Genomic DNA, 11,642 nt, shown 5'->3' with positions numbered 1-11,642 from the left:
AGCGTCAACGCGTGCGGCGCTTTTTCCTTGCGATGCAGATTGTGCATTCCTACGTTCGAGTCCCGGTTGAAGGAGAAAAAATTGCCGACGCCGCATGAAGCCCTGATCTACCTGATGGTCATCACCTCGGCCTCCGATCGTGACATGACCGATGTCGAACTGGCCAGGATCGGCGACGTTGTCCGCTCCTGGCCGGTATTCGAGGATTTCAATCACGACCGGCTGGTCAGTGTCGCCCAGGCCTGCCAGAAGCGCCTGCACGAAAAGGATGGGCTGGAAGGCGTTCTGGCAGAAGTCGCCGAGGCCCTGCCCGAGCGCTTGCGCGACACTGCCTATGCTGCCGCCTTCGAGGTTGCCGCCGTCGATCTTGAAATGCGCATGGAAGAGGTGCGGGTGCTGCAGCTGATCCGGCGTGAGCTCGATCTCGACACACTGACGGTGGCTGCCATCGGCCGCGCGGCCAAGGCGCGGCTGCGCACGCTGACCTGAATATCAGCTGCGCCCTAGCAAAATCTGACGGGGACCGGATTAGAAAAAACTGACCGGGAAATAGCGCAAATAAAATTCCGCGAACGTGCCTTTCATCGAAATCTCCTGCAGCGCGTAGTCGAGCGCGGCGGCCAGCGCTGGATCGTCCGCCCGGGTGGCGATGGCCATGCCCGAGCCCAGATATTCGGGCGCCAGGTAGGGGCCGCCGGCAAAGCGGCAGCAGCCCGCCGCATCCGAGCCGCCCAGCCAGAAAGCCAGGCGCATGCCGTCGCCGAAGGCTGCGTCGAGTTTGCCGGTCTTGAGGTCGGCATAGAGGTCTTCCGGCCTGTCGAAGGGGACGATCTGAACGGTGTTGAAATAGTCGCGCAGCATGCGCTCATGCGCTGAGCCGGCGACCACGCCGACACGCTTGTCGCGCAATTTGGCAAAGATAGGTTCGGCCAGCGCCTTGCTCTTCGGCATGATGAATCGCGCCGGAAACTGTAGATAGGAGCGCGAGAAGGCATAGGTCGCGCGCGATTCCGGCGTTGCGGCGATGCCGGCGATGATCGCCTCGCCTTCACCCTTCTGCAGTGCGCCTTCCAGCTCGGCCCAGGGCAAGGCCTGGATCTGGCATTTCTCGACAATGCCAAGCTCGGCGCAGATGGCGCGTGCCAGATCGATATGGAACCCGGACAGCTTTCCCGAGCCATCGAGGAAATTGAAGGGCGGGAAATCCGTGGTCGTCAGGAATCTCAGCCGGGGCAGCGCCGAAAGGTCTGGCTTGGGCAGTCGCTCCTTGGCATCCCATAGAACCGGAACTTGAGGCGCCGCGGCGCGCGCGCCAACGGCGAACGACAGCAATCCGATCATCATCGCAAGGGCGAAGGACCTCCACTGGAACGCCAAGATAAAACTCCGCCACGGTCGTGCTCGCACCGGTTTTCGTATGAAAATGGGACAGGCACAATGGTTTTTGATTTTGAACACGCCGATTTCAGGATATGAATTAGCCGGTTTGCAAATCAGCTTTGGCCGCCTTGGTGGGAAGATCAGGGTCGAAGCCACAGAATAAGCATGCGGTTGCAATCCGTGGTCGGTGGCAAAGTGTAAATCAGGCACGCATCATCGGCTGCAATGCATGAGGCAACATGGGGTTGATGTTGCGATGAGTCAGTTCGATCGCACGCTGGAATTCATAGACCAACTGCAGCACGCCGCAACGGCGGCAGCAGTCTGCGAAACGCTGCTGGGTATAGCGTCGGATTTCGGTCTCACCGCACTGATGGCGGGAACCGTCCCGCAGCCGGGCACGCCGGCCGGCCAGCAAAAGCAGCATGTGCTTCTCTGCGATTGGCCTGGCGAGTGGCTGGAGCGCTACGTCGCGCGCAACTATGTCGATCACGACCCGGTCGTCAGCCATATGAAACAGTTGCAGGCGCCCTTCCAGTGGCGCGACGCCTCGCAGAGCATTCAGATAAACAAGAGCAGCGGCGAGGTGATGGGCGATGCCGGTGCCTTCAAACTGCGCGATGGACTGGCCTTCCCGCTGATCACGCTCGACGGCCAGATCGTCATGGTGTCGCTGGGCGGCGAGGCCGTGGAATTGTCCGCTGCCGAGTTTGGCCAGGTGTCGCTGGTATCGACCTACGCGGTTGGCCGCGCCATGCAACTCCACACCATGGCGAGCAAGACCGTCGATCATATCGTGCTGACGCCGCGCGAGCGCGAATGCCTGCAATGGGCCGCCGTCGGCAAGTCCGAATGGGAGATTTCGCAAATCCTCGGCATCTCCGAACACACCTCGGAGAAACACCTTCTTAACGCCAAAAGCAAACTCGGTGCCGTCAACCGGGTCCAGGCCGTCGCGGAAGCGATAAGGCGCGGCTATATTAGCTAGGTCGGCCGTGCCGGCCTGGAAATTCTTGCCTACGCGATCACGCAATTTTCTCATCGAAGCACGGCCGTATCTTCCTCTGAACACAGGAGACGGCGGAAATGCTTTTTTCCCTTACAACCCAGGAATTGATGGAACGTCCCGAACTTTGGGAGGCCGTTCATCGGCTGCGCTACAAGATATTCGTCGAAGAGATGGGGTGGGATGATCTCAGGCGCCCCGACGGACTCGAACGCGACCAGTTCGATCATGACGAGGCCGTCCATCAGATCGTCGTCAGAGGTAACGAAGTCGCAGGCTATCAAAGGATGTTGCCAACCACGCGGCCACATCTGTTGACCGAGGTTTTGACCGACCTTTCCGAGGGAACGCCGCCATCGGGCCCAAACATCTGGGAATTGACCCGCTATGCGGTGGCTCCCGGTTTCCGCGATGGCCGCCGCGGCGTTTCAACCGTCGGCACCGAATTGATCGCCGGCTTCGTCGAGTGGGGGCTGAAGCGCGGCGTCGACAAGGTGATCATCGAGTTCGAGCCGATGTGGGTGCTGCGCGCATTGCAACTGCATTTCCTGGCAACCCCGCTGGGCTATCAGCGCACTTATGGCAACCAGCAGGTCGTAGCCACCTTGCTGACCTTCAACGCGCACACGCTCGATGTGGTGCGTTCGCGCCGCAATCATTTTGCTCCGGTGTTGACCAGGGGGTACCCCGACATGGTTGGGCAAAGGCGTGCGTCATGAGATCGGAGACAGTCATGAGCACACATCCGCAACCTGAACTTCGCAACCACACGCTGGTGGTCACCGTGTCGTCGAGTGACAGCCGGCCGGTGCTGGACAGGAGAGCCTATGAGAGCCTGGCAAAGACTTTCCATGAAGCCGCCGACAATGAGGAGGTGCGCGTCGTCGTACTGCGTGGCTTGGCAGGCTGCTTCTGTCTCGGCGGCGACTTCTCCGAATTCCTCGACGCCAGCAAACACCGGAAACTGATCGCCGCCGTCACCGATCTGTTCCGCACGCTGGCGACATTTCCAAAGCCCCTCCTTGCCTGCGTCGACGGCGATGCCGTCGGGGTCGGCTGCACCATCCTGTTTCATTGCGACATGGTGATCGCGTCTGATGAAAGCACGTTCCGGGTGCCATTCGTCGATTTTGGCCTGGTGCCGGATGCGGCGACCAGCATTCTGGCGCCGCAGAAGCTTGGCTACGCCGGTGCTTTCCGCTTCTTTTGCCTCGGCGACACGCTTCGCGCTGCAGATGCCAGGGCGCTCGGCCTCGTCGCGGAGATCGTGCCGGGCGGCAGCGTCGAGGAAGCGGCGCTCGGCCGGGCAAGGCAGCTTGTCAAGAAGCCGGTCGCCGCCCTGCTGCAGACGCGCGGCCTGCTGAAGGGGAACACGCAGCTACTATGCGACCGTATCGACCAGGAGATTTCGCTTTTCCAGCAGGCGCTGCAGGACGGCACCACGCTGCGGCGATTGCAGCGCATCGCCCGGCTTGCGGCTTAATGCATGTCGCTCAAAAGTGCCCCAGGTTTTGAGACAACGACGTGCAGGGAAACAAAGATCTAAAGCGCGGCGCATGAATCCGCTTCGACGCGATGCGCTTTAAGAGAAACGAGGGAAAAGCATCGCCGCGCGGCCTTGGCTGCGCGGCGCAAGGGCATCAGTCCTGTTTGCCCAGGAACGACGGCCCTTCGCCGATGAGCTTCTTGTCCTCCTTGCCGATCACGTCGAGATCGCGTCCGTCATAGGGCAGCGACATCAGGATGCGCCGCATGACCGCCAGCCGCGCGCGCCGCTTGTCATTGGCCCGCACGATGATCCACGGCGCGAACTCCTTGTGGGTACGCTCGAACATGGTATCGCGCACCTCGGTGTAATCGTCCCACTTGGTAATGCCGGCAACGTCGATCGGCGAAAACTTCCAGCTCTTCAGCGGGCTGTAGCGGCGATCGTGGAAGCGCTCCAGCTGCGTTTCCCGGCCGATGTTGAGCCAGAATTTGAAGAAGTGGATGCCCTCGTTGGAGATCATTCGTTCGAAATGCGGCGTCTCGTCAAGAAACTGCTCGTGCTGCTGCGGCGTGCAGAAACCCATCACCGGCTCGACGCCGGCGCGGTTGTACCAGGATCGGTCGAAGGTGACGAATTCGCCAGATGTCGGGAAATGGTCGACATAGCGCTGAAAGTACCATTGCCCCATCTCGGTCGGGGTAGGTTTGGTCAGCGCCACGTTGCGTGCCGTGCGCGGGTTGAGGTACTGGCGCACCACGAAGATCGTGCCGCCTTTGCCTGCGGCGTCGCGGCCCTCGAACAGCGCCATCACCCGTTTGCCGGTCGATTGCAGCCACGCCTGGGCCTTGACCAGTTCGATCTGCAACTTCTCGAGCGTCTCGTCATACTCCTCGCTGTTCATCTTCTTGTCGTAGGGATAGCCGCCGGCGGTCAGCTTGTTGTCTTCAACCCAGTCGGGAAGCGTGGGGTTTTCGATGTCGAACTCCCGTTCCTTGCCATCGACCCTGATCTTCAGCGGCCCCGAAGTCGGTGCAGCTGAAACTTCCTTGGCTTTTTTCATCGAGACGAACCCTTTCCAGCTTCCGGACTCATGCTATTGGGAGTGCTGCAGCGCCGCGCCCGCTTTGGACGGGCAAAGGACGCTGTAGCACTTTTGATTTGCGCATGATCCTTTCAGAAAATCGATCTCCGATTTTGGGTCATGCGCTGGACCGGTCCAGCGGAAGGTTCCGTCGCCCTACAACCGAGGGCGAAGGCATGGGGTGCGGGCGCGCGAGAAATGGCTGACCTGGACGCAGAGCAGAGAAGCATCGCGCAAACCCTAGCCACCCGGCTGTGGAACGGCCGTTGGCCGCTTGCGGCCGGTGTCGTTGCGGTTGTCGCTGTTTATGCCTTGGCCGCGATTTCAGCCTATGTCGTCCTCGCGGCACTGCTGATGCTGCTTGCTGCGGCAATGCTGCCGCCCGCCGGCACGCGCCAGTCCACCGAGAGCGGCTCCGCCATCGAGGCCACCGGCTTGCAGCGGCTCTCCGGTGAATATCTGGCGGCCGCCGTCGCCGATCCGCTGATCATCTTCGACCGGACCGCCACCATCGTCCATGCCAATGCCGCCGCCTTCGACGCCTTCGGCGGGATCGCGCCGGGCATGTCGCTGTCGTTGAAGTTCCGGGCGCCGGAAATGCAGGCTCTGCTGGACGGCGTGCTGTCGGGTGATGTCGCCTCCGATGTCGTCGATTACACGGAGAAGCTGCCGGTCGAACGGGCTTACCGGGTGAGCGCATCCTCGGTCGGTCACGCCACCGACCTGTATGTGCTGGTGTTCAAAGACCAGAGCGAAACGCGCAGGATAGACCGCATGCGCGCCGACTTCATCGCCAACGCCAGCCACGAACTGCGCACGCCGCTCGCCTCCATCGCCGGCTTCATCGAAACGCTGCGCGGACCGGCCCGCAACGACCCGGCGGCGCGCGATCAGTTCCTGCAGATCATGCAGAGCCAGACCGGTCGCATGGCGCGTCTGATCGACGATTTGTTGTCGCTGTCGCGGCTCGAAATGAAGCCCTATCTGAAGCCTGGAACCGAGGTCGATCTGCGCGAGACAGTCGACAGCGTCATCGATTCACTCGGACCGCTGGCCAAGGAAAACGGCGTTGCCATCGAGCGGGACTATGCCGATGGGCCGCTGGATGTACCCGGCGATCGCGACGAGATCTTCCAGGTTTTCGAGAACCTCCTGGAAAACGCCTGCAAATACGGGCAGTCGGGCGGGCGCGTGACGGTGTCGATCGCGCACAGCGATGCCGGCTCGGAGCCCGGCATCGACGTGACCATCAGGGATTTTGGCCCCGGCATTCCCGAGGAGCACATTCCGCGCATCACCGAACGCTTCTATCGCGTCGATGTCGAGACCAGCCGGACCCAGAAGGGCACCGGCCTCGGCCTATCGATCGTCAAGCATATCCTGACGCGCCACAACGCCAGGCTTTCGATCAAGTCCGAGGTCGGCAAGGGCGCCGCCTTCACGGTTCATTTGCCGACGCATTGATATCGCCCTAGTTTTCGAGGGGACGGTTTCTTTTTTCTGTCATCCGGCTAGCGTATCAGCGGGGATTCGAGGAAACGACTCAAAAAGCACCCCGTGGGAAGGCATATTGCCATGCAGTCCGTGCACATCGTCAGCGCCTATGACGACGAGCTGAAATATCTGTCGAAGCGCATCGCTGCGATGGGCGGCCATGCCGAGCGCATGGTCGAGCAAGCGATCGCCGCGTTGGTCAATGCCGATCCTAGCCTGGCCGAGAAGGTTATCCGCGACGATGCCGTGCTGGATGAAGGGCAACGCGAAATCGACGATAAGGCGATCATCATCATTGCCAGGCGTCAGCCGATGGCGACGGATTTGCGCGAGATCGTCGGGACCATTCGCATCTCCGCCGACCTCGAACGGGTTGGCGACCTCGCCAAGAACGTCGCCAAGCGGGTGGTCGCCGTCACCGACGGACGCCAGCCGACCAGCCTGTTCCGCGGCCTTGAGGCCCTGGCCAACCTTGCGCTGGCCCAGCTCAAGGAAGTGCTCGATGTCTACGCATCGCGGTCCGTGGAGAAAATTGGCTTCGTTCGCGACCGCGACGACCAGATCGACGCTATGTACACGTCGCTGTTTCGTGAGTTGCTCACCTACATGATGGAAGACCCGCGCAACATCACGCCCTGCACGCATCTGCTGTTCTGCGCCAAGAACATCGAGCGTATCGGTGATCACGCCACCAACATCGCCGAGACCATCTACTATACCGTCACAGGCGAGCAGTTGCCGGCTGAGCGGCCCAAGGGCGACAAGACCGACAAGATAGGCCTTTCCGAGACGCTGCCGGGGAAGTGAACGGCCGCCTCTCGAACCGGCGCACGAATTAAGCTAAGCTTTCCGGGCTTTGCCTCTATCCTCGTCCGCGGATTTGCTTCGGGAGGTCGTGATGGAAAACGTTCGGAACCTGATCCCGGAGGCTGCGTCGGCTTCCGGCATCATCGCTTGCGGCGTCTACACGGCCGGACGTCGCATTGCCGACATCCCCATCGAGGAAGCCGGCGAATGGGCAAAGAAATCCGGTCATGTCGTCTGGATTGGCCTGCTCGAGCCCGACCGCAACCTGCTGCTGCGCGTCCAGGCGCAATTTCACCTGCATGAGCTGGCGATCGAGGATGCCGAGCACCCGCACCAGCGGCCGAAGATCGAGCAATATGGCGATGCCTTGTTCATCGTCGCCCGCACCGCGCAGCTGATCGACGGTCGGGTCACCTTCGGCGAGACCCATTTGTTCGTCGGCAGCGGCTATATTGTCAGCGTCAGGCACGGCCCCTCGACGTCCTATGCCGCCGTTCGTCAGCACTGGGAAAGCTGCCCGCATTCGCTGGCCAAGGGGGAGGATTTCGTCCTCTACGCCATTCTCGATTTCATCGTCGACAATTACATGCCGGTGCTCGAGCAGATCGAGGACGAGGTCGAGGTGATCGAGGACAGGGTTTTGCTGAAGCCGATGACCGGTCCCGACATCGAGCGGCTCTATATGCTGCGCCGCGACCTTTTGCGCCTGCGCAACGCAGCGCTGCCGCTGGTCGAAGTCTGCCGTCGGTTGACCAGTGCCGAGCTGCCACAGATTCATACAGCCATGCACCCGCTGTTTCGCGACGTCACCGATCACATTCGCACCGTTCAAGAGAAGATCGACAGCCTGCGCGAGGTGCTGGCGTTCGCCTTCGAAGCCAGCCTGCTGGTCGGCCAGAGCCAGGAAACGGCGATCTCCAAGAAGCTCGCCTCCTGGGCAGCCATCCTGGCGGTGCCGACGGCATTCGCCGGCATCTACGGCATGAATTTCAGCGATATGCCGGAACTGAAGATGGAATACGGCTACCCGATGGTGCTGGCCACGATCGCGCTGATCTGCACGTTCCTCTACTGGCGATTTCGCAAGAATGGGTGGCTGTGAAAGAGGGCGAATAGAGAGCGAATTATAGCGAGTAGCGAATAGCGAGTAGCGAATAGCGAGTAGCGAGTAGGGAGTAGCAAAAGACGGCTTGCTTCCTGTCACAGAAAACCAGCCGTTTCTATTCGCTATTCGCTATTCGCTATTCGCTATTCGCTATTCGCTATTCGCTATTCGCTATTCGCTCAGCGGCTCCGCCGCCGCTCCGATGCCGGCTGGAACGCCACGCGGGCGTGGTACTTGCAGTAGGGACCGGTTTCGGCGGCCTCGTTGCCGCAGAAATGGAAGTCCTCCGAAAGCGGATCGCCGTTCGGCCATTTGCAGGTCCGCTCGGTCAACTCGACGAGTTGTAGATGCCGCGAGATCGGCAACACGACATTCTCGACCGGGCGGATGTAGTGGCGTGCCACCGGTTCGGCGTCGAACTGCGTCTGCAGGGCCGTCGCGCCGATCGACGTCGTGACGTGACGCACAGCAGTTGCTGCGCGCGATACCGATTTCTGAACGGTCGCCCCTTGCGTCGCCTTCTTTTGGCGTGCCGGCGTGGCGGTCGAACGGCCGCGGCCCGACAGTTTCAGCCGGTGCACCTTGCCGATGACCGCGTTGCGGCTGACCCCTCCAAGCTGCGCGGCAATCTGGCTTGCGCTCAGACCCTCCGACCACAATTTCCTGAGAAGTTCTACCCGCTCGTCAGTCCAGTTCATGAGACCGCGCTCCTGCTAAGCGTGCGGCAATCGGAATCCACTCCCGACCCGGCAACATTTACCGGGGCAGACACCACATATATCTGGTGATTAGGTCCGCCGCACGAAATCTAGTTATTTCTCAACTACAATTACCTTATGCGCTGACTCGGTGACAAGAGTCCCAAGTGCAACACGAATCGGTTTTTTCGGTTTTCCCCAACTTGCCCGGTCGCTTATGAGCTGGCGTCTCGTCGGAGGGCTTGCCGCGCGCCACTACGCGACGTTTTCGTTGACTTCATGGCCGAAAAACACGATAAGCCGCACAAGCCGCCGCTTTGGCGGCTTTTTTGATTTTCCGGTACCGGAGACGCATATAATGAGCGGTTCGGCGCTTTACGAGACCTTTGCTCGAGCACCCCTGGCCTTCGACCATGGGGAAGGCACTTGGCTGGTTACCGACAAGGGCGAGCGATATCTCGATTTCGCGGGCGGCATCGCCGTCAATTCGCTGGGCCACAGCCACCCGCATCTGGTCGCCGCACTCACCGCACAAGCAGCCAAGCTGTGGCATGTCTCCAACCTCTACGAGATTCCGGGGCAGAGCCGGCTGGGCGAGCGGCTGGTCGACGCCACCTTCGCCGACAAGGTGTTCTTCACCAATTCCGGCGCCGAGGCGCTCGAATGCGCGATCAAGACGGCGCGACGCTACCATTTCGTCAACGGACATCCCGAGCGCTTTCGCGTCATCACCTTCGAAGGCGCCTTCCACGGCCGCACCCTGGCGACCATCGCGGCGGGCGGTCAATACAAGTACCTCGAGGGTTTCGGGCCCAAGGTCGAAGGCTTCGACCAGGTCGGCTTCGATGACATCGACGCCGCCGAAAAGGCGATCACGCCAGAGACGGCGGCGATCCTGATCGAACCGGTGCAGGGCGAGGGCGGCATCAGGCAGGTGCCGACGCAATCGCTGAAGCGGCTGCGGCAATTGTGCGAGCAGCACGGCCTGCTCTTGATCTTCGACGAGGTCCAGTGCGGCATTGGCCGTACCGGCAAGCTGTTCGCGCATGAATGGGCCGGTGTCACCCCCGACATCATGGCGATCGCCAAGGGCATTGGCGGTGGCTTCCCGATGGGCGCCTGCCTTGCAACCGACGAAGCGGCCGTCGGCATGACCGCTGGCGTGCATGGCACCACGTTCGGCGGCAATCCACTGGCCATGGCGGTCGGCAACGCCGTGCTCGACGTGGTGCTGGAAGAGGGCTTCCTCGAGGACGTCCAACGCAAGGCGCTGCTGATGAAGCAGGGGCTCGCGTCGGTCGCCGACGAGTTTCCCGAGGTCATCGAGGACATCAGGGGTACCGGGCTGATGCTCGGCCTCAAATGCGCCATGCCCAACACCAAGGTGAACATGGCATTGCGTGACCAGCACCTGCTGGCGGTTCCGGCCGGTGACAACGTCATTCGCCTGTTGCCGCCGCTAACCGTCACCGACGCCGAGATTCACGACGCGCTCAACCGCATCCGCGCCGGCGCCAAGGGCCTGGCGGAGGCGATCGCCTCCGCCGCCGCGAAGTAATCCCGGAACCATTGCTGATGTCAGTTCGCCATTTCACCGATCTTTCCGCTGTCTCCGAAGGCGATCTGCGCCTGATGCTGGACGATGCGGTGGTGCGAAAGGCCCGCCTCAAGGCTGGCGAGCGCACCAAGCCGCTCGAAGGCAAGGTGCTGGCGATGATCTTCGACAAGCCGTCGACGCGCACGCGTGTGTCCTTCGACGTCGGTATGCGCCAGCTTGGCGGCGAGACCATCATGCTGACCGGCACCGAGATGCAGCTCGGCCGTTCCGAGACCATCGCCGACACCGCCAAGGTGCTGTCGCGCTATGTCGACGCGATCATGATCCGCACCACCTCGCATGAGCGGCTGCTGGAGCTGACCGAGAACGCAACCGTGCCGGTGATCAACGGACTGACTGACGACACCCATCCCTGCCAGCTGATGGCCGATATCATGACGTTCGAGGAGCATCGAGGTCCGGTCGCCGGCAAAACCATCGCCTGGACCGGCGACGGCAACAATGTGCTGCATTCGCTGCTCGAGGCCTCTGCGCGCTTCCGCTTCAATCTCAACGTCGCCGTCCCCGAGGGAAGCGAACCGGCACAAAAGCATATCGACTGGTCGCAGGCGCATGGCGGCAAGCTGCATTTCACCCGTTCGCCCGAGGAAGCTGTCGACCAGGCCGACTGCATCGTCACCGATTGCTGGGTGTCGATGGGCCAGGAGCATCGCGCCCGCGGCCACAACGTGTTCTCGCCCTACCAGGTCAATGCCAAGCTCATGGCCAGGGCCAAGCCGGACGCGCTGTTCATGCACTGCCTGCCGGCGCATCGCGGCGAAGAGGTGACCGACGAAGTCATCGACGGGCCGCACTCGGTGGTCTTCGACGAGGCCGAGAACCGGCTCCATGCCCAGAAGGCCGTGCTCGCCTGGTGCCTCGGCGCTTGATCTCTGGGAGCTTGATCTCTGGGAGCTTGATCTCCGGGCGCGTGATGCCTATTTGCGCCGCATCACGCAAATCAAGCGCGTTTCGACGCATGCTC

12 protein-coding genes are annotated in these 11,642 nt (G+C 61.6%); 9 read left to right on the top strand and 3 right to left on the bottom strand.

Annotated features, from left to right (window positions below):
- Positions 1-81: 81 nt before the first annotated feature.
- Positions 82-489 (top strand): tellurite resistance TerB family protein, encoded by a 408-nt coding sequence (locus tag X744_RS162290; protein WP_023758057.1) that lies wholly within the window; start codon positions 82-84, stop codon positions 487-489.
- Between the two features lie 39 nt (positions 490-528).
- Here the strand turns inward: X744_RS162290 and X744_RS162295 are convergent, their stop codons facing one another.
- Complete coding sequence (locus X744_RS162295) at positions 529-1,377, bottom strand: transporter substrate-binding domain-containing protein (RefSeq protein WP_023758056.1); 849 nt, start codon at positions 1,375-1,377, stop codon at positions 529-531.
- A 259-nt stretch (positions 1,378-1,636) separates the two neighbouring features.
- Here X744_RS162295 and X744_RS162300 point away from each other — a divergent pair, with 259 nt between their 5' ends.
- The 3 genes from X744_RS162300 to X744_RS162310 all read left to right on the top strand — a co-directional run bounded on the left by X744_RS162300 (position 1,637) and on the right by X744_RS162310 (position 3,869).
- Positions 1,637-2,368 carry a LuxR family transcriptional regulator gene (locus X744_RS162300; protein ID WP_023758055.1) on the top strand — a complete coding sequence of 244 codons (732 nt, stop codon included), beginning with the start codon at positions 1,637-1,639 and terminating at the stop codon, positions 2,366-2,368.
- Positions 2,369-2,466: 98 nt separating this feature from the next.
- The gene (locus X744_RS162305) at positions 2,467-3,105 is read left to right on the top strand and encodes an acyl-homoserine-lactone synthase (protein ID WP_023758054.1); all 639 of its coding nucleotides are present in this window, start codon (positions 2,467-2,469) and stop codon (positions 3,103-3,105) included.
- Positions 3,106-3,119: 14 nt separating this feature from the next.
- The gene (locus tag X744_RS162310) at positions 3,120-3,869 is read left to right on the top strand and encodes an enoyl-CoA hydratase-related protein (RefSeq protein ID WP_023758053.1); all 750 of its coding nucleotides are present in this window, start codon (positions 3,120-3,122) and stop codon (positions 3,867-3,869) included.
- Positions 3,870-4,026: 157 nt separating this feature from the next.
- On the opposite strand, the gene ppk2 is transcribed toward X744_RS162310, so the two are convergent.
- A complete protein-coding gene (gene ppk2, locus X744_RS162315) occupies positions 4,027-4,935 on the bottom strand; it encodes a polyphosphate kinase 2 (RefSeq protein WP_023758052.1) in 909 nt (302 codons plus the stop codon).
- A 219-nt stretch (positions 4,936-5,154) separates the two neighbouring features.
- Between ppk2 and X744_RS162320 the strand changes: the two genes are divergently transcribed.
- From X744_RS162320 to X744_RS162330, 3 genes are all read left to right on the top strand, one after another.
- Positions 5,155-6,420, top strand: coding sequence for an ATP-binding protein (locus X744_RS162320; RefSeq protein WP_023758051.1), 1,266 nt, complete (start codon positions 5,155-5,157; stop codon positions 6,418-6,420).
- Positions 6,421-6,531: 111 nt separating this feature from the next.
- The gene (gene phoU, locus X744_RS162325) at positions 6,532-7,257 is read left to right on the top strand and encodes a phosphate signaling complex protein PhoU (protein WP_023758050.1); all 726 of its coding nucleotides are present in this window, start codon (positions 6,532-6,534) and stop codon (positions 7,255-7,257) included.
- 91 nt (positions 7,258-7,348) lie between these two features.
- Positions 7,349-8,359, top strand: a complete 1,011-nt coding sequence (locus X744_RS162330) for a magnesium and cobalt transport protein CorA (protein ID WP_023758049.1) — start codon at positions 7,349-7,351, stop codon at positions 8,357-8,359.
- 182 nt (positions 8,360-8,541) lie between these two features.
- Here the strand turns inward: X744_RS162330 and X744_RS162335 are convergent, their stop codons facing one another.
- On the bottom strand, positions 8,542-9,060 hold the full coding sequence (locus X744_RS162335; protein WP_023758048.1) for a GcrA family cell cycle regulator: 519 nt from the start codon (positions 9,058-9,060) through the stop codon (positions 8,542-8,544).
- A 358-nt stretch (positions 9,061-9,418) separates the two neighbouring features.
- On the opposite strand from X744_RS162335, the gene X744_RS162340 reads away from it, so the two are divergent.
- Complete coding sequence (locus tag X744_RS162340; RefSeq protein ID WP_023758047.1) at positions 9,419-10,618, top strand: aspartate aminotransferase family protein; 1,200 nt, start codon at positions 9,419-9,421, stop codon at positions 10,616-10,618.
- Between the two features lie 17 nt (positions 10,619-10,635).
- Positions 10,636-11,547 carry an ornithine carbamoyltransferase gene (argF, locus tag X744_RS162345; protein WP_031259776.1) on the top strand — a complete coding sequence of 304 codons (912 nt, stop codon included), beginning with the start codon at positions 10,636-10,638 and terminating at the stop codon, positions 11,545-11,547.
- Positions 11,548-11,642: the final 95 nt, after the last annotated feature.

The sequence above is a fragment of the Mesorhizobium sp. LNHC252B00 genome (genome assembly GCF_000502955.1).
Lineage (GTDB): Bacteria > Pseudomonadota > Alphaproteobacteria > Rhizobiales > Rhizobiaceae > Mesorhizobium.
The sequence above is the reverse complement of the archived record's forward strand: the minus strand, read 5'-3'. Positions and strand labels throughout refer to the sequence as shown.

Coding starts and splice junctions, on each gene's coding strand:
- X744_RS162300 (WP_023758055.1), top strand. CDS start 1,637: ATGAGTCAGTTCGATCGCACGCTGGAATTCATAGACCAACTGCAGCAC.
- X744_RS162305 (WP_023758054.1), top strand. CDS start 2,467: ATGCTTTTTTCCCTTACAACCCAGGAATTGATGGAACGTCCCGAACTT.
- X744_RS162310 (WP_023758053.1), top strand. CDS start 3,120: ATGAGCACACATCCGCAACCTGAACTTCGCAACCACACGCTGGTGGTC.
- ppk2 (WP_023758052.1), bottom strand. CDS start 4,935: ATGAAAAAAGCCAAGGAAGTTTCAGCTGCACCGACTTCGGGGCCGCTG.
- X744_RS162320 (WP_023758051.1), top strand. CDS start 5,155: ATGGCTGACCTGGACGCAGAGCAGAGAAGCATCGCGCAAACCCTAGCC.
- phoU (WP_023758050.1), top strand. CDS start 6,532: ATGCAGTCCGTGCACATCGTCAGCGCCTATGACGACGAGCTGAAATAT.
- X744_RS162330 (WP_023758049.1), top strand. CDS start 7,349: ATGGAAAACGTTCGGAACCTGATCCCGGAGGCTGCGTCGGCTTCCGGC.
- X744_RS162335 (WP_023758048.1), bottom strand. CDS start 9,060: ATGAACTGGACTGACGAGCGGGTAGAACTTCTCAGGAAATTGTGGTCG.
- X744_RS162340 (WP_023758047.1), top strand. CDS start 9,419: ATGAGCGGTTCGGCGCTTTACGAGACCTTTGCTCGAGCACCCCTGGCC.
- argF (WP_031259776.1), top strand. CDS start 10,636: ATGTCAGTTCGCCATTTCACCGATCTTTCCGCTGTCTCCGAAGGCGAT.